Origin of the sequence: Gardnerella sp. Marseille-Q9691 (assembly GCF_046507715.1) — a bacterium.
GTDB classification, from domain to species: Bacteria; Actinomycetota; Actinomycetes; order Actinomycetales; family Bifidobacteriaceae; genus Bifidobacterium; species Bifidobacterium greenwoodii.
Genome location: NZ_JBKFXI010000001.1, coordinates 740,882 through 763,722, shown reverse-complemented (window position 1 = coordinate 763,722; position 22,841 = coordinate 740,882). Strand labels below are relative to the sequence as shown.

General features: G+C 43.5%; 16 protein-coding genes and 2 tRNA genes. 17 read left to right on the top strand and 1 reads right to left on the bottom strand.

What is annotated here, in order from left to right; all coding sequences use genetic code 11:
* Window positions 1-26: 26 nt before the first annotated feature.
* The 5 genes from nrdG (at window position 27) to ACLD6A_RS03070 (ending at window position 5,137) form a co-directional block, all read left to right on the top strand.
* Window positions 27-734, top strand: a complete 708-nt coding sequence (nrdG, locus tag ACLD6A_RS03090) for an anaerobic ribonucleoside-triphosphate reductase activating protein (protein ID WP_116794224.1) — start codon at window positions 27-29, stop codon at window positions 732-734.
* 187 nt (window positions 735-921) lie between these two features.
* Complete coding sequence (locus ACLD6A_RS03085) at window positions 922-2,796, top strand: ABC transporter ATP-binding protein (RefSeq protein ID WP_116794223.1); 1,875 nt, start codon at window positions 922-924, stop codon at window positions 2,794-2,796.
* Between the two features lie 2 nt (window positions 2,797-2,798).
* Entirely contained in the window at window positions 2,799-4,850 is a 2,052-nt protein-coding gene (locus ACLD6A_RS03080; RefSeq protein WP_410313555.1) for an ABC transporter ATP-binding protein, read from the top strand.
* A 98-nt stretch (window positions 4,851-4,948) separates the two neighbouring features.
* A tRNA-Asp gene (locus ACLD6A_RS03075) sits at window positions 4,949-5,022 on the top strand.
* 42 nt (window positions 5,023-5,064) lie between these two features.
* Window positions 5,065-5,137 (top strand) — tRNA-Phe (locus ACLD6A_RS03070).
* 56 nt (window positions 5,138-5,193) lie between these two features.
* Here ACLD6A_RS03070 and galE read toward each other — a convergent pair.
* Window positions 5,194-6,204, bottom strand: a complete 1,011-nt coding sequence (galE, locus tag ACLD6A_RS03065; protein ID WP_410313554.1) for a UDP-glucose 4-epimerase GalE — start codon at window positions 6,202-6,204, stop codon at window positions 5,194-5,196.
* 221 nt (window positions 6,205-6,425) lie between these two features.
* Here galE and ACLD6A_RS03060 point away from each other — a divergent pair, with 221 nt between their 5' ends.
* The 12 genes from ACLD6A_RS03060 (at window position 6,426) to murF (ending at window position 22,840) form a co-directional block, all read left to right on the top strand.
* The gene (locus ACLD6A_RS03060; protein WP_410313553.1) at window positions 6,426-7,721 is read left to right on the top strand and encodes a DivIVA domain-containing protein; all 1,296 of its coding nucleotides are present in this window, start codon (window positions 6,426-6,428) and stop codon (window positions 7,719-7,721) included.
* A 117-nt stretch (window positions 7,722-7,838) separates the two neighbouring features.
* Complete coding sequence (locus tag ACLD6A_RS03055; protein ID WP_410313552.1) at window positions 7,839-8,438, top strand: signal peptidase II; 600 nt, start codon at window positions 7,839-7,841, stop codon at window positions 8,436-8,438.
* Between the two features lie 2 nt (window positions 8,439-8,440).
* Entirely contained in the window at window positions 8,441-9,436 is a 996-nt protein-coding gene (locus ACLD6A_RS03050; protein ID WP_410313551.1) for an RluA family pseudouridine synthase, read from the top strand.
* 45 nt (window positions 9,437-9,481) lie between these two features.
* Window positions 9,482-13,048, top strand: a complete 3,567-nt coding sequence (gene dnaE / locus ACLD6A_RS03045; RefSeq protein WP_410313550.1) for a DNA polymerase III subunit alpha — start codon at window positions 9,482-9,484, stop codon at window positions 13,046-13,048.
* A gap of 81 nt (window positions 13,049-13,129) precedes the next feature.
* Window positions 13,130-13,846, top strand: coding sequence for a hypothetical protein (locus tag ACLD6A_RS03040; protein ID WP_410313549.1), 717 nt, complete (start codon window positions 13,130-13,132; stop codon window positions 13,844-13,846).
* Between the two features lie 204 nt (window positions 13,847-14,050).
* Complete coding sequence (gene glnA / locus ACLD6A_RS03035) at window positions 14,051-15,388, top strand: type I glutamate--ammonia ligase (RefSeq protein ID WP_410313548.1); 1,338 nt, start codon at window positions 14,051-14,053, stop codon at window positions 15,386-15,388.
* 343 nt (window positions 15,389-15,731) lie between these two features.
* Window positions 15,732-16,595, top strand: coding sequence for a division/cell wall cluster transcriptional repressor MraZ (gene mraZ, locus ACLD6A_RS03030; RefSeq protein ID WP_410313547.1), 864 nt, complete (start codon window positions 15,732-15,734; stop codon window positions 16,593-16,595).
* Entirely contained in the window at window positions 16,595-17,620 is a 1,026-nt protein-coding gene (gene rsmH, locus ACLD6A_RS03025; RefSeq protein ID WP_410313546.1) for a 16S rRNA (cytosine(1402)-N(4))-methyltransferase RsmH, read from the top strand. The genes mraZ and rsmH overlap by 1 nt, the downstream gene beginning before the upstream one ends.
* 2 nt (window positions 17,621-17,622) lie before the next feature.
* Window positions 17,623-18,261, top strand: a complete 639-nt coding sequence (locus ACLD6A_RS03020) for a hypothetical protein (protein WP_410313545.1) — start codon at window positions 17,623-17,625, stop codon at window positions 18,259-18,261.
* Window positions 18,261-20,102, top strand: a complete 1,842-nt coding sequence (locus tag ACLD6A_RS03015) for a peptidoglycan D,D-transpeptidase FtsI family protein (protein ID WP_410313544.1) — start codon at window positions 18,261-18,263, stop codon at window positions 20,100-20,102. The genes ACLD6A_RS03020 and ACLD6A_RS03015 overlap by 1 nt, the downstream gene beginning before the upstream one ends.
* A 42-nt stretch (window positions 20,103-20,144) precedes the next feature.
* On the top strand, window positions 20,145-21,092 hold the full coding sequence (locus tag ACLD6A_RS03010) for a UDP-N-acetylmuramyl peptide synthase (RefSeq protein WP_410313543.1): 948 nt from the start codon (window positions 20,145-20,147) through the stop codon (window positions 21,090-21,092).
* Window positions 21,093-21,217: 125 nt separating this feature from the next.
* Window positions 21,218-22,840, top strand: coding sequence for a UDP-N-acetylmuramoyl-tripeptide--D-alanyl-D-alanine ligase (gene murF, locus ACLD6A_RS03005; protein ID WP_410313542.1), 1,623 nt, complete (start codon window positions 21,218-21,220; stop codon window positions 22,838-22,840).
* Window position 22,841: the final 1 nt, after the last annotated feature.

Sequence of the window (22,841 nt, the reverse complement as noted above, 5' to 3'; positions counted from 1 at the left end):
GCTAGTCTAAATTAAAGGTTGGAACCATGGCTCGCATAAGTTTGCACGATTTTTCCCCTGCAGACGTTAACCGCGGGCCTTGGATTCCAACCTCTCTTTCTAATAATCCTCGCGCTGGCCAATGGTCTAGCGAACGCATGAGTCAGGGCATGGTTGCCGATTACAAGCGTTTTTTGATGACCGACGGCGAGGGTATTCGCTGCTCGCTTTACGTTTCCGGCTGCCCGTTCCATTGCGTTGAATGCTATAACGAGTCGATTTGGGATTTTCGCGCAGGCCACCCTTATACTCAAAAGCTTGAAGATCAAATTATGGAAGATTTGGCGCAGCCTTATGTGCAAGGTTTGACTTTGCTGGGTGGTGAGCCGCTGCTTAATACTGGTATTTTGCTGCCTCTTTGCAAGCGTATTAGAAGCGAATTTGGTCATACTAAAGATATTTGGAGTTGGACTGGATACACGTGGGAAGAGCTTATGCGTCCAGGGGAGACGCCTGATAAGCTTGAGCTTCTGCAATATATTGATATTCTTGTTGACGGACGTTATATTAAAGATTTGCACGATTCGCTGCTGCAATTCCGCGGCTCTAGTAATCAACGTATTATCGACGTGCCGAAATCTTTGGAAAATCCGCACGATCCTCCTGTAATTTGGGAAAAGCTTCACGATCAGGAGCGTTTTATTCCGTCGATTTACGGAAAAGATCGCGTGCAAGGCGAAGGCGATGCTTCATAAATCCCTAAATTTAACCACAAATGTGAGCAAAGTTTCTCGTGTTTGGAGTGTTGTTGTGTGTTGAACGCTCCAAACGCGGGGAATTTACCAGGCTTTTTTTGCTGCTTGGTTCACTTAACCCCTGCCTGCCTTATATTCAAAAGTGATATCATTAAAGAATAAGTATTTAATTTAGAGTAGGGGAAGAATGGCAGAGAAGTCTGAGAAGCCAAGTAAGTTTGATGAATCAAAAAAAGATTCTCATAAAAAAGATTATGCCCCTCGAGCACTTCGAACGATACTAGGTTCTTTAAAAAGGTATCGTTTTCTTGGCGTTTTAACAGCTGTTACTATTCTCGTTGAAGCTGCTATGCAAATTGAGATCCCTACAGTAATGTCAAATCTTATTGATTTTGGTATTATGTCACGTTCTCAAGAATCTGTGCAATATTATGGTTTGCAATTGCTTATTTTTGCTGCAATCGCAATGATTGCAGGCGTTATTTCTGGTATTTGTTGCGCTCATTCTAGTGCTGGTTTTGGTAAAAATTTGCGCCACAACATGTTTTCACGCTTGCAAAGTTTAAGTTTTTCTGATTTAGATAAGTTTTCTAGCGGTACTGTTGTTACGCGTATGACTAGCGATGTGTCAAATGTGCAATTTGCTTACCAAATGATTATTCGCTCTGGTATTCGCAGCGTTATGATTATCATCACTGCTTGGTGGTTTACTTTTTCAATTAGCCCTGCCATCTCGTGGGTTTTTCTTTCATTTGTGCCTATTATTGGTGCAATTGGCGCTGTTGGAGCTAGTATAGTTGCTCCAGCATTTTCTCGAATTTATCGAATGATTGACGAGATGAATAATAGAGTTGGTGAGAATTTGCATAATATTCGCGTCGTAAAGTCTTATGTGCGTTCTGATTATGAAATAAGTCGTTTTACGCGTATTTCACATAAAATCTATGATTATTTTATTAAAGCTGAGTATGTGTTAAATTGTAGTATTCCTTTATTTAACTTATGTTTTTATTCTGGCATGCTGCTTATTGCATGGTTGGCTTCGCACGAAATTGTGGCTTCAGGAAATAATCCTGCTTTTGGTTTAACAACGGGAAATCTTGCTGCATTAGTAGTGTATGCTTTGCAAATTTTGTTTGCTTTAGCGAATTTAGTTGCAGTTTTTGTAATGTCGTTAACAGCTCGAGCTTCGATGCATCGTATTTCACATGTTTTGCAATCTCGAAATACTGAAGTTGTTTCCAAGCATCCACTTACAAAGCTTTCTGACGCTTCTGTGCGTTTTGAAAATGTTTCGTTACGCTATCCTCAATCAGATAATACAGATGAATCCACTCCAGCAGAACAGGAAATTTTACATGATATAAATATATCTATTCCTTCTGGAGCAACTGTTGGTATTGTTGGTGCAACGGGATCTGGAAAATCGAGTTTAGTGCAATTAATTGCAAGACTTTATGACGTAACTTCTGGCGCTCTTTTTGTAGGCGGAAAAGATATTCGCGATTATGATTCTTCTAGTTTGCGTGAAGAAGTTGGTGTTGTTCTACAAAAAAATATTTTGTTTAGTGGCACAATTGCAGAAAATCTTCGCTGGGGTAGGGCGGAAGCAAGCGATAATGATTTGCGTCAAGCTTGCGAAATTGCTTGTGCTGATGAGTTTATTAAAGATTTACCAGACGGCTACAATACGCATATTGACCAGGGTGGTAAGAATGTTTCCGGTGGCCAGCGACAGCGTTTGTGCATTGCGCGCGCACTTTTGAGGAAGCCGAAAATTTTAATCCTCGACGACTCGATGAGTGCGGTTGATATGAAAACGGATAGTAAAATTCGCGATGGCTTGAAAAAGTTTATGCCTGATTCTACGCAAATTATCGTTGCTCAGCGCATATCTTCAATCGAACATGCGGATATTATTGTTGTTCTTAAAGATGGTCGTGTTGTTGCTAACGGTTCGCATGATGAATTATTTAAATCTTGTGAAATTTACAGAAATATGGCGGTTTCTCAAGAAAAAAGTCGAATAACTAGCGCAACTAAAGAAGAAGGAGCTAAATAACAATGGCTAATAATAAAACGGCTCACTCTTCTAAAAATGATTCAGCTATTAGTTGGAAAACTCTTAGCAGACTTGCCTCTTATGTGCTTGTGTATCGAGTTAAAATTTGCGTAATTATTGCATCAATAATAGTTAGCGCAATCGTGCAAGCTGTAAGTGCAGTGTTTTTGCAATCTCTTGTTGACTCGTATATTCTTCCGCTTGTCGGTAAGCATAATCAGGATTGGACGCCTCTTGTTCGCATGATTATTCTGATGGCAAGTGTTTACGCTGTTGGTGTGTTTTGTTCTTGGCTTTGGAGCAGGCTTGTTGCGAATATATCTGAAAGTGTTATGCGTGATTTGCGAGATTCTATGTTTAAGCATCAGCAGAAGCTTTCATTGCGTTACTTAGATTCTCAAGGTTACGGCGATATTATGAGCCGTTACACAAACGATACTGAGGTTCTTCGTGAGGCAATTTCGTGGGCTTTTCCGGACTCTTTTTCTGCATTAATGTCGATTTTGGCAGCGTTTATATCTATTATGTGCTTATCGCTTCCGGTTGCAGTTTTTGTAGCTATATTTACTGCAATGTTGCTTTATTTAGTGCGTTTTATGCTAAAGAAATCTGGCAGTTTATTTGAACAATTCCAGAACGCATTAGGCGAGTTAAATGAGTTTGTTGAAGAATCTGCAACAGGCAGCAAAGTGATTAAAATTTTTAATCATGAGACAGATTCTATTGAAAAATTAGATAATTGCATAGAAAAAGTGCAAAAAATTTCTGCAAGTGCGAATTCTTATGCAAATAACGTAATGCCTGTTATTAGTAATGCAAGCTATTTGCTTTATGTATTAATTGCTTTACTTGGTGCGTGGGCTGCTTCAGCTGGTTTGCCAACGCTGGGATTATCTGGATCTAGTACTCTTACATTGGGTACGCTTATATCTTTGCTGGCACTTTCGCGCGCATTTATTAACCCTATTGGCGAAATTACAATGCAAGCTAACGCACTTATGATGGCTCTTGCAGGAGCTTCTCGTATTTTTGAGTTACTTGATGAAAAGCCAGAACTTGATTCTGGCAGTGTGCAATTAGTTAAAGTGCGTGTACTTCAGTCTGCTGAAGATCTTGGAGAAAAATCAGCATTTGATGTGCTTGAAGAAGTAGACGAACAATCTGAAGGAAGCAATATTTATTGGGCTTGGAAAAGGTCAAAGCAAGATAATGGCACTAAAGCTAAAAAGCGCGCTCAAAACTTAAGTGAAATGGCTCAAGAGATTGTGTGCCATGCAAAGCGAGATGCTCGCACTTCTAAGGATGGCCGCTATACTTTGCTTCGAGGCGACGTGCGCTTTACAGATGTTGTGTTTGGCTACGATTCCAAAAAACCTGTTTTGCATGATATTACTTGGTTTGCAAAGCCGGGGCAAAAAGTTGCTTTAGTTGGTGCTACGGGTGCTGGCAAAACTACTATTGCTAATTTGCTTACGCGTTTTTACGATATTGACGACGGTCAGATTTTGTACGACGGAATTGACGTGCGAGATATTCTAAAAACGGATTTGCGTTACGCTATTGGCACAGTTCTTCAGGACGTGAACTTATTTACAGGCACAATAATGGATAATATTCGCTACGGAAACCTAGAGGCTAGCGATGAAGATTGTGTTAATGCTGCAAAATTAGCTCATGCTGATGCTTTTATTTCTAAACTTAAAGATGGTTATAATACGGAGCTTACTGGCGGAGGAGAAGATCTTTCGCAAGGTCAAAAGCAGCTTATTGCGATTGCTCGCGCGGCTGTTGCAAATCCGCCGGTGCTTATTTTGGATGAGGCAACTTCTTCAATCGATACTCATACTGAGGCCTTAGTGCAGCACGGCATGGATTCGCTTATGGAAGGGCGCACTGTGTTTGTAATTGCGCACAGGCTTTCTACGGTCCGCAATGCGGATGTGATTATGGTTTTGAATCATGGCCAAATTATTGAGCGTGGTTCTCACGAGGAGTTGTTAGCTAAGCGCGGTGAGTATTATCAGCTTTGCACTGGCGCGATTGAGCTTGAGTAGCGTTTTATTTGTGGGCAACACGCCGAAAGAGCTGAGCACTTGCTTTTTGGCGAGGATTCTGTAAGATAGTGACTCGGCTGTTCGAGAGAATAAGCCACGGCCCCGTAGCTCAGTTGGTTAGAGCGCCGCCCTGTCACGGCGGAGGTCACCGGTTCAAGTCCGGCCGGGGTCGCGATTAGTAAAGGCCCGGTTCGCCGGGTTTTTTATTCATCATGGCTCTGTAGCTCAGTTGGTAGAGCGAGCGACTGAAAATCGCTAGGTCAGCGGATCGATCCCGCTCGGAGCCACAAACAAAAAACGCGCGGCAGTTTTGTCGCGCGTTTTGCTTTATCTAGTCAGTCTACTAGTCAATCTGCTTCCACGATTCAACATCAACATGATGTTCAGGATTTGCTTGCCAAGCTGCCCAAGCAGATTCCACAATATCCTTAACGTCGTAGCGAGCATACCAGCCCATTTCCTCATTAATGCGCTTCGGGCTGCCAATAAGCTGAGGAGGGTCTCCTGCTCGGCGATCCAGCACAGTTTCCTTAAATGGAAGGCCTGTAACTTTTCGCACTTCTTCAACAATTTCTCGAACGGAAGTGCCTTTACCAGTTCCAACATTAAAAGCGTCGTACTTGCGATTGTCCAAATCCAAATACTTAAGCGCTTCAAGGTGAGCGTCTGCCAAATCCGAAACGTGAATGTAGTCACGAATGCAAGTGCCATCGGCAGTAGGGTAGTCGTCGCCAAAAATAGCAGGAGCTTTACCGCGTTGCAAACGTTCAAAAAGCATAGGAATCAGGTTCAAAATTGCAGGATCTTCTAATTCAACAGGACCGCAGCCTGCAACATTGAAGTAACGCAGTGCGCAGAAGCGAATGCCGTATGTGTGCTCGCAAGCGCGCGCCATCCACTCGCCAAAAAGCTTAGTTTGTCCGTAAGGGTTGATTGGAAGCATAGGAACAACGTCTTCTGGCACAACATCAACAGGTGGAACGCCGTAAGTTGCTGCAGAAGACGAGAATACGAGCTTCTTTACTCCGCTATCTTTCATGCCTTCAAGAACATTAAGCATGCCGTTAATATTCTGCTGGTAATACCAAAGCGGCTTTTCAACGGACTCGCCAACCTGCTTTCTGGCAGCAAAATGAATTACGGAATCAACATTCTCGTCCTTCATAATTTGCGCAAGACGTGCCCCGGCATCTGGAGATGCAATATCCATGCCATAAAGTCGGGCGCCTTCGATTCTAGTAGGCTTTCCGTAGCTTAAATCGTCTACTACAACAACATTCTGATTTATTTTATGTAAGGCGTGAACTACGTGTGCTCCAATGTAACCGCATCCGCCTGTAACAAGAACAGTCATTATTGACCTTTCTTCTTAATTTTGTATCTTTGTGTAATCGTTGTAATTATATCTCGCCAAACTGAACTATAAATTTGTGTGCTGTTTAATACGCAGTTTTTTATAAAATCGGCGTTTTGCGCATAAATTTTCGCATTATTTGCCCTAATTTTCTGCGTACGTGATAGCATCGAATAGATATATATCAATGAGATGCGTCCCAAAAGCGAGGTGTAAAGCATATGACTCTGTTGACGCCTAAGGACATTCGAGAGCATACCTTCCAGATTGTACGTTTCAAGGGAGGATATGACGTTGACGAGGTTGACGAATTTCTCGATCAAGTTACAGAAACAATAGAAGCGCTTGGTCAGCAGGCAGTGCAGGGACTTGGTGCTTCCACACAATCCCTCGGCCGCGATGTTGCGGGCTTGAATACCAAGATTGCTGAGTTGACTTCTAAAGTTGAGTCCTTAACTCAAGAAAATGAAACGTTGCGTAACGCTGCTAAGCAGCAGGGCGGATCTAATGAATCTGCTGAAAAGCTTGAGGCGACTGAAACTAAGTTGCGTGAAGCTGAAGAAAGCAACCGTGCTCTTACCGCTCAAAACCAACAGCTTAAGGAGCAGTTGGATGGCTTGGGTGCTCAGGTTGATCAGCTTACTGCTCAAACCGCTAAAGCGGATAACGCGGATCAGGTTCAGAAGGAACTTGAAGCTGTTACTCGCGAGCGCGATGACTTCCGTGCAAATAGCGAAAACTTGGGTCGTGAGCTTGAAACTGTTCGTCAGCAGCTTGTTGTTACCCAGCAGGAAAACGCTAAGGTTCAGGAGCTTTCTAAGCAGCTTGAAGAATCTCGTCAGCGTGAAGAGCAGCTTCGTCAACAAGTTTCTAAGATGGAGCCAAATACTGAAACTGGTAGCTTGCAGAAGATTGCTGGCGCTGGTGCTGATGCCCAGGGTTCTGAGCCAGAGCGCGCAACTGCTATGTTGACTCTTGCAATGCAATTGCACGATCAGTACGTTGATAAGGGCAAGGCTAAGGCTCAGCAGATTGTTGAAGAGAGCCAGGCTCGTTATAACGAAACAGTTGCTAAAGCTGATGAGTATTCTGAGCGTACTCGTTCTGAGGCAGATGAGTACAATAAGCAGACTCGTGGCGATGCTGATGATTATTCTGCACGTGCTCACAATGAGGCTGATGCTTACTCTGGTAAGGTTCGTCAGGCTGCTGACGATTATGCTAAGCAGACTCACGATCAGGCTGATCAGTACGAGTCCGAAGTACAGCACCGCGCTGCAGACTATGATTCTACAACACGCACCGCTGCCGACGCTTATGCTCGTCAGGTGCGCGAGAATCTTGAGAAGCAGACTCAGGTTATTGAAGGCAATATTCAGAGCCTCAAGCAGTTTGAGACTGAGTATCGCACTCGCTTGACTGACTTCCTTGGTCAGTTGGTTGCTCAGGTTTCTGACGAAAACGCGTATGCTGCTCTTGGTCAGAAGCAAGCTTCCAATGAGGATAAGCAAGAGTAGTTTTCTTCTTAAAGCGCGTAACTTTTAAATGGCGTAACTTTTAAATGTTTGCGCGCTTTAAGCCGATGCTATTTTTATTTACAGATCGGATAAAAATTGACGCATAGAGATGTGCGTGTGAAACGGCTACGTACTCGCGTAGCCGTTTTTGCACTTATTGTTATTGTTGGGCTTGTTGTAGATCGCCTTAGCAAACTGTGGGCTCTTAGCGCTTTACAGTACGGAAAGCAGATTGTTTGTATTCCTAATTCCTTAATGCTTTCGCTTGTGCGAAATGGCGGTGCTTCGTTTGGTCTAGGCTCTGGATTAACTAGTTTTATTAGCATAGTGGCGATTTTGGCTTGTGTAGCTATGCTTGCTGCAGTTCGTCGCACAAAATCGTTGCAGTGGACGATTGTGCTGTCTTTAGCATTTTCCGGCGCTTTTGGCAATTTGATTGATCGCGCAATTTATGCCGAACATTTTTTGGACGGCAAAGTTGTTGACTTTATTAACTACGGTTGGTCAGTTGGTAACGTTGCGGATATTATTCTTGCTATTGCAGGCATTTGGTTTGTTGGCTTGATTTTGTTTGAAACTCCGTTTAAGCCTGGCGAAAGTGATGACGAAAGCGCTGATGAAGGCGCTGACGAAAGCGCTGCCGAAAATACTTCCGAAAACGATGCCGAAAACGCTGCCGAAGGCACTGCCAAAAATACTGACGAAAGCAACAATTAATTATGCAAAGCAGTATGCCGGTTCCTGAAGATTTAGTTGGTTGCCGTTTTGACGTTGCAGTTTCAAAATTGCGCAATATTTCGCGTTCAAAAGCAAGCGATCTTGTTTCTAACGGAACCGTGCGTATTGCTAATCGTAAAGCAAATAAATCTGCACTTTTGCTTAGTAGTGACGAAATAATATTCGATGATTTAGTTGGCGAAGATTTTGCTGAAAATAGTTGCGAAAATGATGTGCTTCAAGACGAAAGTCATCAAAATAATCAAATAGAACTACAGCTACAAAATCAAGCAATCGAAGAAAGCATGACAATCGCTTATAAAGACGAAGATATTGTAGTTGTAGATAAGCCGGTTGGAATGGCCGCTCACCAAGCTCAAGGCTGGTGTGGCCCAACAGTGGGAGAGACTTTAGAAAAGCGCGGAATTAGTATTTCTGCTACTGCTGGAGACGAAAATCGTCGTGGTATTGTAAGTCGTCTTGATGCTGGCACAAGCGGCCTAATGCTTGTTTGCAGAACAGATTTAGCGTATGAAGAAATGAAAAAGCAGTTTGCAAATCACACTGTTAAAAAAACGTATCATGCGCTTGTTCAAGGCGACTTAACGCAAAATAAAGCAACAATCGAAGCTCCAATTGGTCGCGCAAAAGTTTCGGATTTTCGTTTCACAATCACGCCAAGTGGAAAACCTGCTGTTACGCATTGGGATGTTCTTGAACGCTTTGGTCAAGCAACTTTAGCAAGTGTTAATTTGGAAACGGGCCGCACTCATCAAATACGCGTGCATTTTACGTCGATTGGTCACCCTTTGGTTGGCGACTCAATGTATGGAGCGAACCCGGTTTTGGCTAAAAAGCTTGGTTTAACAAGGCAGTGGCTTCATTCTATTGAGCTTATTTTTACGCATCCTAGAACGGGAAAATTGATTAAAGTAAAGTCGAATTATCCTTCTGATTTGCAACACGCTTTAGAAGCTATGCGAGAATTATCAAAGTAGCGTTTTTGCATTTTTCGGTCAGCTTTCGCTTATAGAATATCATTTATGACTCAGCCGGAAACCAACTTCGTACATTTGCACAATCATACGCACTATTCGCTTCTTGATGGTGCGTCGAAAATCCCTGATTTAGTTAATCGTGCTAAAGAGTTGGGCATGCCGGCTGTTGCTATTACAGATCACGGAAACATGCACGGTGCGTACGAAATGTGGAGTACGGCCGTAAAAGCTGGAATTAAGCCGATTATTGGTATTGAAGCGTATGTTACTCCTGAAACTGCAAGGCAAGATAAAAGCCGCGTGCACTGGGGTACGGAAGATCAGCGTGCAGACGATGTTTCCGGCGGCGGCTTAATTACTCACATGACTTTGTGGGCGCAAAACGATGAAGGCTTAACAAATCTTCTTAAAGCTTCGTCCGTGGCGAATCTTGAAGGTAGAGTTATGCGCTACCCGCGTATGGATAAAGACGTGCTTTCAACCTACTCAAAAGGCGTAATCGCCTCTTCTGGATGCCCTTCTGGAATTATTCAAACGCGTCTTCGCTTAGGTCAGTTTAAAGAAGCTTTGCGTGCGGCCGGAGAGTTTCAAGATATTTTTGGGCGTGACAATTTCTTTATTGAGCTTATGAATCATGGGCTTTCAATCGAAACTCGCGTAACAAAAGACTTGCTTGAGATTGCTAAAAAGCTTAATGCTCCTCTTCTTGCAACGAACGATTTGCATTACGTTCACGAAGAAGATCGCGAAGCTCAAGATGCTATGCTTTGCATTAATTCAGGCTCTAGGCTTGATGATCCTGACCGTTTTAAGTTTGACGGTTCCGGATACTATTTGAAGTCCGCTGAGCAAATGCGCGATCTTTTTAAAGAGTTTCCTGAAGCTTGTGACAATACGCTTGAGATTGCTCGACGCTGCAATGTTATGTTTGACGACGGTGAAGATGGCGCTTTTATGCCGCAATTTGACTGCCCGGAAGGTTGGGATGAGACTTCGCTATTCCTTAAAAAAGTTGAGGAAGGCTTGGAGCGTCGCTACAACAACAACATTCCAATGGAAGTGTTAAAGCAGGCTGATTACGAGTGCGGTGTGATTTGCCAAATGCAGTTCTGCGGCTACTTTTTGGTTGTTGCAGACTATATTAACTGGGCTAAAGCGCATGGAGTGATGGTTGGCCCTGGTCGTGGTTCTGCTGCAGGCGCTATGGTTGCGTACGCAATGGGCATTACTGAGCTTGATCCTATGAAGCACGGCCTTATTTTTGAACGCTTCTTAAACCCGGAGCGCGTATCTTTGCCAGATATTGACGTCGATTTTGACCCGGATGGCAGGGCCAAAGTTCTTGAATACGTGGGCGAAAAATACGGAAGAGATAAGGTCGCTCAGTGCGTTATTTACGGAACTATTAAAACGAAGCAGGCTCTTAAAGATTCCGCGCGTATTATGGGATATGAGTTTTCAGTAGGCGAAAAAATTACGAAAGTTCTTCCGCCTGCTAAAAACGGCAAAGATATGAGCTTGCACGATATTTTCGACGAAAAAAACAAGCGTTACGCTGAAGCGCGCGAGTTTCGCGAAATGTACGATACGGATCCAGATACGCATCGTATTACGGAAGAAGCAAAAGGTATTGAAGGTTTGATTCGTCAAACCGGTGTTCATGCTTGCGCAACAATCATGGGCTCGGAGCCAATCACAAACACTTCTCCGCTTCTTGAGCGCACTGATGGCACGATTACAACAACTTTCGAGTATCACACTTGTGAAACGCTCGGTCTTGTAAAAATGGACTTTTTGGGTCTTTCCAACTTGACTGTTATTCGCGACACGTTGCGAAATATTAAAAATAATGGAAAAGAGCCGATTGACTATACGAAAATTCCATTGGACGATAAGCCAACGTATCAGCTTCTTTCTAGGGGAGATACTTTAGGCGTATTCCAGCTTGATTCCGACGGCATGCGCGCGCTTCTGCGTACTTTAAAACCAGATAATTTCAACGATATTTCGGCTTTGATTGCGCTTTATAGGCCTGGTCCTATGGATATGGATTCGCATACGAATTACGCTAAGCGCAAGAACGGTTTGCAAGATATTATTCCAATTCATCCGGAAGTTGAAAAGCCTCTTAAGGAAGTTTTGGACGAAACTTACGGTTTGATTGTTTACCAGGAGCAGGTGCAGTCTGCTGCGCGTATTTTGGCAGGATACAGTCTTGGTAAGGCAGATGTTTTGCGTCGAGCAATGGGTAAGAAGAAGCCGGAAGTGCTGGCAAAAGAGCAGGTTCCGTTCTTTGAAGGTATGAAAGCGCACGGATATTCTGAAGAAGCTGCACAAGCTGTGTGGGATGTTTTGGTTCCGTTCTCCGGCTACGCGTTTAACAAAGCTCACTCTGCAGCTTACGGATTAATTTCTTACTGGACGGCATACTTAAAAACGCATTATCCTGTGGAATTTATGGCAGCTTTGCTACAAAACGAGCGCACGAATAAAGACAAAACTGCACTGTATTTGGGCGAGGCAAGGCGCATGGGTATTCAAGTTTTGCAGCCGGATGTTAACGAGTCCGTTCTTGAATATTCTGCAGTTGGAGATGTTGTGCGCTTTGGCTTGGGTGCTATTCGTAACGTTGGAGACAAGGCTGTAAACGACATTATTTCCGAGCGTGAAGCTGGACGCGGCAGATTCGTAAACTTTATGGACTTTGTAAAGCGCGTGCCAATTAGTGCGCTGAATCGTCGCTTAGTGGAATCTCTTATTAAAGCTGGAGCTTTTGATTCGATTGATCCAAATCGTCGTGCTCTATTGCAAATTTGCGACCCTGCAATAGACTCTGTGATTGCGCTTAAACGCAAGCAGGCAGAAGGTCAGTTTGACTTATTTGCAGACGTAGACTCGTCTTCTGATTCATCTGACGACGCTGGTTTGGGAGATATGCAAATCACTGTGCCGGATGTTGAAGAGTGGGATAAAAAAACGAAGCTTAATTTTGAGCGCGAAATGTTAGGATTGTACGTTTCTGATCATCCACTAAGCGGATTGTCTGCAGTTTTGGCAGATTTGCGAGAAATGTCAATCGCTCAACTAATTGACCGCGCAAGAACTATGAGCGACGGTCAGCAAGTAACTATTGCGGGTCTTGTTACAAGCGTAGATAGGCGAGTGTCTCGAAAAGGTAACGCTTGGGCGATTGTCACAGTTGAAGACATGGAAAGCTCAATACAATGCATGTTCTTTGGCAAAGTTTACGAAGCTTCGGCTCAGGAGCTTGCAATTGACCAGGTTGTGCGTATTCGCGGTCAGGTTGAGGTGCGTGATGAAACTGTGTCTATGCGCGCAACCGAGTTTGAAGTGCCAACATTGGAGTCGGTTGATGAGCGTCCGTTAACAATTGTGCTTCCGCGCAAAGCTTTAGATAAAGGTCATGTGGCTGAGTTGAGCAATATTTTAAGTCGTCACCCTGGGTGCTGCCAAGTGCGTTTGGCTTTACTTGACGATTCTGGACGTGCGCAAGTTCTTACTTTTGGCGACCGTTTCCGCGTTAAGCGTGACACTTCGCTGTTCGCAGAAATGAAAATCGTATTTGGCTCAAATTGCTTGCCGAGCGCGTAAAAATATGCAGTATTAACTTGGTAAAATATAAAACTAGATATGCTTTAAGAAGTTACATTGAAAGGGGAGGAAACAACGAATATGTCAAACAATGGTGATGAGCGCAATAATAACGAGCGCAATAATAACGAAGCTAAAAATGATGATTCAGTACGCGCTTCTTTTACTGATGCCGAATTAGATAACGCGCTTGCAGGCTTTGAAAAAGAATTTCAAGAAAACGAAAATCAAAGTAATTCAAATACTGAAGATTTATTAGACGATTCCAATAGAAATAATCAAGAAAATAATTCTATTGAAGAAGCAATGCGCGGAATTGAAGAAGCAAATTTTGAAGAAGATTTACAAGGTTTGCTTGGCAACAAAGCAAAAGTTGCAATGATAATCGCATACGTTGAGCCAGCGAAATTACTTGCGGCCTTCTGCAAAATGGCAAACGTTAGCGCCCGATGCTTTTCGGAAGAACAAGGTTCTGTTGCAGTGCTGAAAAATCTGGAAGGAAACGGCCCAGAAGACGACGTGAAAAAATTTGTGGAGTTCTTCTTCGGCATGGACGTAATGCTTATTACAAATCGCGCGGATAAAATAACTGCAAAAATCTACCAGGCTGCAAAAGATCCTCAAGAAATCGTGGCTCCAATGGCACTAGCTGTTTGGTCAAGAGATGTTGAAGATCTTGCTATTTGCATGGAAAACGCCGATAGTCTTGAAAAACGTGGATTAGAAATGTTCAACAGTGACGATTTAAGTGACTTAGAAGCATACAAAATATTCCAAAAATACGGCAAAATAAACTAGCTAATAAATATAAGCATATAGTTTGCAATTCATTACGATTAAGTAAATTCATTGCTCATAGCTAAAATTCATGCAGAATATTTTGCAAGAATACACTACAATATACATAACGAGCTTATTGATTTTATTGAGCTTATAAATATTACTGCGCAAATTGGCTTAAGCCAACATTAGTGCGGTAAATGCTACCCAAGGGGCTGATTTATGGATAGACAACAAGAGTTTGCTCTACGTACTGTTGAAGAGCGAGACGTGCGTTTTATTCGACTCTGGTTTACGGATGTTCTTGGCACGCTTAAATCCGTTGCTATTGCCCCTGCTGAATTAGAGGCAGCTTTTGAAGAGGGTATTGGCTTCGACGGCTCGGCAATAGAAGGCATGACGCGCGTTTTGGAAGACGACATGATTGTTAAGCCGGATCCATCAACCTTCCAGATTCTTCCATGGCATGGAGGTCCGGAAGGAACAGCGCGCATGTTCTGCGATGTTTTAACTCCTGATGGCGAGCCTTCGCTGGGAGACCCTCGTCACGTGCTTAAAACTGCGCTCGCAAAAGCGAAGGAAAAGGGCTTTACTTTTTACGTGCATCCTGAAATTGAGTTTTATTTGTTCGAAGCTCAAGATGATTGGTCTAAAGCTCCTGTGCCGATTGACGAAGGTGGCTACTTTGATCACGTTCCTAGAAGTTCGGCAATGGACTTTCGTAGGAATGCTGTAAGTATGCTGGAGCAGATGGGTATTTCTGTTGAATACTCGCATCACGAAGGCGGACCTGGTCAAAACGAAATCGATTTGCGTTACGCAGATGCGCTTACTACAGCGGACAATATTATGACTTTCCGCACTGTAGTCAAGGAAATTTCGCTTGAGCGCGGAATGTACGCAAGCTTTATGCCAAAGCCGCTAACGGATCAGCCTGGATCTGGCATGCACACGCATTTGAGCTTGTTCGAAGGAGATACGAACGCTTTCTATGAGGCTGGTCAAGAGTTTAATATGTCGCTTATTGCGCGTCAGTTTGCGGCTGGCATTTTGCATCACGCTTCGGAAATCTGCGCTGTAACTGATCAGTATGTGAACTCTTATAAGCGCTTGTGGGGTGGTGCGGAAGCTCCTAGCTACGTGTGCTGGGGTCATAGCAACCGTTCCGCGCTTCTTCGCGTGCCGCAGTACAAGCCTGGAAAGGGCAATTCTTGCAGGATGGAATTCCGCGCTTTGGATCCTGTGGCAAATCCGTATCTTGCTTACTCTGTGCTTTTGGCTGCAGGTTTGGATGGTATTGAAAAGCAGATGACTTTGTGCGATCCAACTAGTGACGACGTGTGGGAGCTTACTGATGCTGAGCGTCAGGCTATGGGAATTCAGCCGTTGCCAGAATCTTTGGACGAAGCTTTGAAGATTATGGAGCGCTCGGACTTTGTGGCAAGCGTATTAGGCGAGCATGCTTTTGAGTATTTCTTGCGTAATAAGCACCAGGAGTGGGAAGAATACCGCCGCCAGGTTACGCCTTTTGAGCTGGAGAAGTATTTGCCGCGCTTGTAGCGCGAGCGACTTTGACGCTTTTATGAAACATTTGCCGGAGTTTTTTCTCCGGCATTTGTAGTTGTTAAGACCCTCATGCAGAAATGTACTGCGTGAGGGTCTTTTATTTGCTGTTTTAAGGCCCTCATGCAGTTTGCGTTCTGCGTGAGGGTCTCATTTCGCTTGTTTTGGGACACTGCTGCAGATTGCGTTCTGCATTATGGTCTCATTTTTATTTCCGGTGGTGCTTTTTTGAAAAAAAATCAAAAATTTTGCAAAAAAGTGGGGATTTTTGGGGAGGAATGGGGTAAAATGGTGACTAACGTGCAAATGGCATAGTGTGCGTTGAGTTAGGAGGTGGAGTATGGCACGTCGTGCTGCTAATAAGCAACCGCGGAATAAAGCCAATTCTGCCTCTAGGAATTCCGTAAATCAGGCTGGTTTCTCCACTGAATCTGATATGTCTCAGCAAACGCAGATGCCACTGCAAGCTGAAGCCCCGCAGATTCTTACGTCATATGTTCAGCCTGTTCAACCTCAGCATTCGCAGCACGCTCAGGACTCTTACGGAGTGCCTTCAACTTCTATGCCAGCTGTTCAGCAAGCAATTCAGGCGCCGACATTCACCTCCACTCCATCCGGCGCTTATAATTCAGCTACTCAAGCTGCAGCTATGCCAATTGCACCGTCCTCTAATGTTCAGCAGCCAGTTCAGCCAATACAGCAGCCAATACAGCAGCCAATGCAGCAGCCTGTTCAGTATGCGCAAAATCCTGCGGCCTCGCCATTAGCTCCTATTTTGCTTGGAACTTACACGCCGAAAATCGACGATAAAGGTCGCGTGGCTCTTCCTGCAAAATTCCGCGCTCAACTTGGAAGCGGTTTTGTTATGGCTCGTGGCCAAGAGCGTTGCGTTTACGTGCTTCCAATGACTGAGTTTCAGCGCATGACCACGCAAATTCAGCGCACTTCTATGAGCAATAAGTCTGCTCGTGATTATTTGCGTGTCTTTCTTTCTGGCGCTGTTGACGAAGAGCCAGATAAGCAAGGTCGTATTGTTGTGCCGCCAATGCTTAGGGATTACGCCAGTTTAGGCAACGAAATCGTTGTTATTGGTGTTGGTACGCGTGCTGAAATTTGGAATAAGTCGGCTTGGGAAGCTTATCTTGCTGATCGTGAGCAAGGTTATGCCGATATTGCTGACGACGTACTTCCGGCGGTGATGTGATGCAAGATATTACAGCCATACACGCTCCGGTTTTATTGCAAGATTGCGTCGATTTAGTAACTCCTGCTTTGCAGCATAAAGACGCGATTGTAGTAGATTGCACACTAGGTCTTGCCGGCCATGCCACCGCATTTCTTAAAGCAGCACCTTTTGCAACTCTTATTGGAATTGATCGAGATTCTGAGGCGCTGTCTTTAGCTACAGAGCGCATGCGTAACGAAGGTTTGGGAAATCGTTTTATTCCAGCTCACGCAGCTTTTGACGAAATTGACTCAGTCTTAAGCGCGCATAATATTGACAAAATTGACGCAGCTTTTATGGATTTGGGTCTTTCTAGCCTGCAAATTGACGAAGCGGATCGCGGCTTCTCCTACTCTCACGACACCGCTCTTGATATGCGCATGGATACTACGCAATCAACTACTGCTGCAACGATTTTAGCAACATATGATGCTCGCGAATTAACTAAAATTTTCCGCGAGTATGGCGAAGAACGTTTTGCGTCTCTTATTGCGCGTCGAATTGTTGAAACTCGCGAAGATAAGCCTCTTTTAACTTCTGGACAGCTTGTTCGTTTAGTTGACGATGCGATTCCTAAGGCTCACCGTGCTGCCGGAAATCCAGCTAAGCGCGTGTTCCAAGCTTTGCGTATTGAAGTAAATGGTGAGTTAGATAAGCTTCAGCGTACGCTTCCAAAGATTGCTTTGCATCTTCGTGAACATGGTCGTCTTGTAGTTGAGTCTTACCATTCTTTGGAAGACACAACTGTTAAGCGCTTTATGAATAAGGGTTTAACAGTTGACGTTCCAGCGAATATGCCTGTTATTCCTGAAGATGCTCAGCCTTTCTTTAAGTCTCTTACAAGAGGCGCAATGAAAGCATCTAAAGAGGAGATTGAGCATAATACTCGCTCTTCTTCAGTTCGTTTGCGCGCTGTTGAATTGTGCCGTCCTATTCCTGAGCGTTGGCTCAACAGGCTTGAAGATGAAGCTTATGGCTTAGAGCCTCGTAAAGGAGGCCGATAAAAATGGTATTGAATACTAAAAATCGCGTATTGCGTTCGGCTTCTTCTACTTCCGCTCCTGCAGGTCGTGTTAAAGATGCGTCAACTCGTAAAGATTATTCGCGGAATTCTTCCACAGCAGTATTTGGTGCTGCTAAGCGTCAAACTTCCGTTGTTCTTAATCGCTTGCAGAAAGTTATGAACTGGAGTAATACGCGCAAAGTTCCAATCATAAATTTCATGATTATTGTGATTTTCATGGTTGTGACTTTGTCTACTTCGCTTATGCTTCGTACGCAAATGGCTGAGCTTTCTTTTGAGCAGACTGCTACGCAATCTCGTATTTCACGCTTGCGTCAAGATGTTGAAGCTAAGCAAGCAAAGCTCGATACTTTGGATGCTGAGCTTCCTTCGAAAGCGCAACGCATGGGGATGATTCCGCAGCAAGGTTCTATTGCGATTGATTTAAGTGATTACGCGGCTAAACGAAAGCATAATCACAAGAACAAAAAAGAAGTTCCAAAAAATAATAAGCCGCAAGCTAAGCCGCAAGATAAAGCTAAAAACAATCCGCAAGACAAGCCTAAAAATAAACCTAAAAACAAAACTAAAGAACAGCAACAAAAACAACAGTCACAACAAACAAAACAGGAGAAACATTGATGCGCCACATTTTTAAACAACGTTTCGCCAAAGAACAAAACTTTGTTCGTAAATGCACTGTTATTGCTATAGTTTTCGCTTTCATAGGCATTTGTGCCGTTGCAAAACTTAGCTATATTCAGCTAATTAACGCACGTTCTACTGCGCAGGCAGCTCAAGCAGAACGCAGCAGAGTGCGACCAATTCTTGCTCGTCGTGGCAAAATTTTGGATGCCAATGGTGCTGTTCTTGCACAAAGCGTTGAGCGATTCAATATTATTGGAGACCCTCTTAACGCTCAGGCTTTTAAGCCTACGCCATGCACTAAGCAGACTGAAGATAATTGCCATATGCTAAATGGTAAGCCGGTAGAGGGTACGGGCGCTGTGGCGGTTGCTCGTTTGCTTGCTCCGATTCTTCACATGAGTTCTGTAGAGCTTGGAGGAAAATTAGCTGGCGTTGGTCGTTACGTTTTGTTGAAGCGTAACGTAACTCCAGCAGTTAAGCGCGCTATTGACAAGCTTAATCTTTCCGGATGCATTTACGCAGAAAATAGCAGCGAGCGCATGTATTCTAGTGGCCCAATTCTTGGTTCTGTAATTGGTGCAGTTTCGAATGCGGATGAAGTTAATCGTAAAGATTTAAAGGATCGCAAGGGAGAAGTTGGTGTTTCTGGACTTGAGCTAACTCATGACTCCACCTTAAACGGTGTAGACGGTTACCAGCGTTACCAAGGAAATAACGTTGGAAATGAGAAGATTCCAGGAACTGTAACAGAATCTAAGCCTGCTGTAAACGGCAGCGATATTAAGCTTACGATTGATAGCGATGTTGATTGGTATGTTAAGAAGGTTCTTCTTGACGGAAAGAAACAATATCGTGCAGCATGGGGTGTTGCAGTAGTTCAGGATGTTCGAACTGGCGAAATTCTAGCTTTGGAAGATACTGACGATATTAAAGCCGGTAGCACGCAATCCAAAGTAAACGTGTCTCGCGCAGTAAGCCAAACATTTGAACCTGGTTCTATTGGTAAGGCTTTTGCAATGTCTGGTATGTTGCAAACCGGCGCTCACAAGCTTAGCGATCAGTTTGCTGTTCCTAACAGCATTAATAAGAATGGCCAAACATATCACGATGCTGTTGATCATGGTGTTGAACATTGGACTTTGGCTGGTATTCTTGCTGAATCTTCAAACGTTGGTATGGTTATGGCCGGCGAAAAGTATCCATTAGATAAGCGTTACGAATACCTTTATAAGTTTGGTCTCGGTCAGTATACCGGATTGAATTTGCAGGGTGAATCTCGCGGTTTGCTTCCTAGCATGCAATCTTGGGATGGTCGTAAGAAAGATACTGTTCTATTCGGCCAAGGTTATGCTGTGAACGCTTTGCAGCTTACTAACGCTATGGCAACTATTGCGAATAAAGGCGTGAAGTTGCGTCAAACTTTGATTAAGTCTGTTATTGATTCTAACGGTCATGTGACTAAAGCTGGGCGTGCTCAAGGAACGCGAGTTATTGATGAGAATGTTGCAGCTCAAATGATGAACGCTCTTGAAAACTCAGGCGAGCATTATCACCGTTTCGCAGGTGTTGATGGCTACCGTGTTGCTGCAAAGAGTGGTACTGCAGAAGTTGCGGGACCTGATGGCCGTCTTAGCTCTACAATTAGCGACTGGTCTGGCGCTATTCCGGCGGATAATCCTCGCTTCATCGTAACCGTTGTACTAAAAGATCCACAAGGCGTTTACGGTGGTATGACTGCAGGCCCATTGTTCAAAACAATTGGTGAATTCCTTATGCAAAAGTACGATGTTCCAACTTCTGCTGCACGCACGAACCCTGTTGCGGTAAATTGGTAATGAGCGCATTACAATGTTGTTTAATACTAAGTAGGGTGTGCAATGAATGTGGTTGATGAATATTCAAGAGTAAGAGTTACTTTAGGTTTCGCTGCAAAAAACTACGGTTTTGAAGTTGTGCCAGCGTTTGCATCTGAAGTAACTGTTACTTCTATTGCTCATGACGTGCGACAAGTGCATCCTGGCTGCCTGTTTGTGCCGCTCGGCCACGTTGATCGCCGTCAACTTGAAGCTGCTAGAGATGCTGGAGCGTACGCTGCACTAGTTCCACCAGAGTTTCGTAATGAAGCTGTAGATTTAGGAATACCGCTACTCGTATCTTCTGCTAATCCTGTTGCTCTTGGAAAACTTGCTTGCGATATTAATTGCGATCCTTCTTCTTGCGTTGCAACTTTTGCTGTTGCAGGCGACGACGATGACGAAATTCATGCTAATGTTTTGCGATTGGCAGACTTTTTACACATGCTTGGTAATCCTGTTGGTGTGATTAGTGACGCCGGTTCGTCTTCTTTGCAGCGCGAACTTTCGCTGGAATATCCGTTAAATATAGCTGATGTTCAGCATACGCTGTCAGTTTGTGCAGAAGATGGTGCTGCTGCAGTAGTTATTGCACTTAATAGCGTGACTTTGTCGAAAAATGCGTTACAGTCGGTAAATATTGACGTTTTGGGTGCAGAGAAATCTCATGTAGACGACGACTCTAAATCAACTGACAATGCCACTACTAATGCAACTAACAATGCCACTACAACTGCAACTACCAATATAAGTTTTTATTCTTTGCGACAACGCTACGGTTTTAGTAGCAGAGATCACTCGTATTGCGTTACAAGATCTACTGAATCGGACGAATTAGCGCAATTAGCAGACGAAATTGGCGGACAAAATATTAAGCGTCATCTTTCACTGGCAATTGCAATGGTGTTGGCTGCTGGAGTGCGTCGTGGAACTATTAAAAGCGCATTGCGTGTTTCTCACGAATTGCGTTAAATAGGTAATTTGCGCGTGTGTTTTAGCTGTGCAAACTACTTTAAGCAAATGTTTTAGACTTGGATTTTGGACTTTGGATTTGGGCTTTGAGTGTTTTAAGCATGCGGAGCATTTAGGAGGATTTTATGAGTTGTAATCAAAACCATGAGGCAATTAGTGAAGCGAAGACTCAAAATAGCATGATGCCTATGAGTGTTTTTGAAATTGCTTCTGTAGTAAATGGCACTGTGCATGTTAGTAATCAAAATAATTCCTCTAATACAAAGCAAGAAAACATTACTGCTACATCCGTTTTTACTGATTCTCGTGAAGTTCGTGAAGGATCCGTTTTTGTTGCAATCGCTGGTGAACATGTTGACGGTCACGACTATGTAGAAAACGCTGAAAAATCTGGGGCCGTATTAGCAATTGTTGAGCATTTTGTAAAAGATGTTTATATTACTCAGATTGTTGTTAAAAATTCCGTTGAAGCTTTAGGATTGCTTGCTAAACATAATTTGCAGTGTCGACGCGAATTACAGCAGCCGTTTACAATTGTTGGGATTACTGGTTCTGTTGGAAAAACAACAACTAAAGATATGCTTAAGTCATTGCTTAGCACTTTGGGCGAAACTGTTGCTCCTGTTGGATCTTTTAATAACGAAATCGGATTGCCTTTAACCTCTTTAAAAGTTGGTCCATCTACTAGATTCTTAGTAGCAGAAATGGGTGCTAACCATGTTGGCGAAATTGCGAATTTAACAAAAATTGCTCCGCCAGATATTGCGGTTGTGCTTAAAGTTGGTGTTGCTCACTTAGGAGAGTTTGGTTCAGTTGAGCGCATTGCTCAGGCAAAAAGTGAGATTGTGCAAGGGCTTGTGCCGCATGGTATTGCAGTGTTAAACGCGGACGATTCTAGGGTTTTTGCAATGAGCAATCTTGCAGATAAAAATCATGTTCGCTACTTTGGCAGAAATCTTAAAAATGGTTTGCTTGAATCAGCTCCTAAAAGCGAGTATCAACTTTGCGCTAGTTGCGTAGAACTTGATTCTTTTGGAAAGCCAACTTTTACGCTTAGCGAATACGAAAAATCTTCTGAAGATTCTTCTGAAATAACGAATAAAACGCAAGTTCATCTTGCTATACAAGGAGAGCATAATGTTATGAATGCTCTTGCTGCAGCAAATGTTGCTCGCTATTTTGGTATGCCTTTAGAAAATATTGCGGATGTGCTTGGCAAAGTTTCGCATATTAGCCCGCATCGCATGCAGCTTAGTACCGTTTCTTATGAGGGCAAAGAGTTTACGCTTATTGACGATTCTTTTAACGCTAACCCTGATTCTATGAAAGCTGGACTTGACGGCTTATGCGCTTACGAAAGTAAAGACAATGCAAATAAGTCTAATGTTTTTAGAATTGCTGTTTTAGGTTCAATGCTTGAACTTGGCAAAAATGAGTGCGAATTGCACGAAAATATTGGCTCGTATGCAGCTAAGTCAAATGTTGATGCTGTTATAGCTGTTGGCTCAAAAACGGATTCTGATTTAGACAATTTAGCCCAGTGTATTGCGCATGGCGCTCGCAATTCTTGGGAAAATAAAAAGCTTTCAGCCAATGACGCAGTACATTTAGCACATAGCTCTTATGAGGCTAATGAACTTGTTTGGAAGATTGTGGCCGACCATCCGAGTAGTGTTGTGTTATTGAAAGGTTCGCATGCGTCAGGTTTAAGTGTGTTGGCTGAACGTTGGGCCAGTATTAATAAGTAGT

Bases quoted from the DNA above. Each gene is read 5' to 3' on its own strand.
- nrdG (WP_116794224.1), top strand. From the start codon at position 27: ATGGCTCGCATAAGTTTGCACGATTTTTCCCCTGCAGACGTTAACCGC.
- ACLD6A_RS03085 (WP_116794223.1), top strand. From the start codon at position 922: ATGGCAGAGAAGTCTGAGAAGCCAAGTAAGTTTGATGAATCAAAAAAA.
- ACLD6A_RS03080 (WP_410313555.1), top strand. From the start codon at position 2,799: ATGGCTAATAATAAAACGGCTCACTCTTCTAAAAATGATTCAGCTATT.
- galE (WP_410313554.1), bottom strand. From the start codon at position 6,204: ATGACTGTTCTTGTTACAGGCGGATGCGGTTACATTGGAGCACACGTA.
- ACLD6A_RS03060 (WP_410313553.1), top strand. From the start codon at position 6,426: ATGACTCTGTTGACGCCTAAGGACATTCGAGAGCATACCTTCCAGATT.
- ACLD6A_RS03050 (WP_410313551.1), top strand. From the start codon at position 8,441: ATGCAAAGCAGTATGCCGGTTCCTGAAGATTTAGTTGGTTGCCGTTTT.
- dnaE (WP_410313550.1), top strand. From the start codon at position 9,482: ATGACTCAGCCGGAAACCAACTTCGTACATTTGCACAATCATACGCAC.
- ACLD6A_RS03040 (WP_410313549.1), top strand. From the start codon at position 13,130: ATGTCAAACAATGGTGATGAGCGCAATAATAACGAGCGCAATAATAAC.
- glnA (WP_410313548.1), top strand. From the start codon at position 14,051: ATGGATAGACAACAAGAGTTTGCTCTACGTACTGTTGAAGAGCGAGAC.
- mraZ (WP_410313547.1), top strand. From the start codon at position 15,732: ATGGCACGTCGTGCTGCTAATAAGCAACCGCGGAATAAAGCCAATTCT.
- rsmH (WP_410313546.1), top strand. From the start codon at position 16,595: ATGCAAGATATTACAGCCATACACGCTCCGGTTTTATTGCAAGATTGC.
- ACLD6A_RS03020 (WP_410313545.1), top strand. From the start codon at position 17,623: ATGGTATTGAATACTAAAAATCGCGTATTGCGTTCGGCTTCTTCTACT.
- ACLD6A_RS03015 (WP_410313544.1), top strand. From the start codon at position 18,261: ATGCGCCACATTTTTAAACAACGTTTCGCCAAAGAACAAAACTTTGTT.
- ACLD6A_RS03010 (WP_410313543.1), top strand. From the start codon at position 20,145: ATGAATGTGGTTGATGAATATTCAAGAGTAAGAGTTACTTTAGGTTTC.
- murF (WP_410313542.1), top strand. From the start codon at position 21,218: ATGAGTTGTAATCAAAACCATGAGGCAATTAGTGAAGCGAAGACTCAA.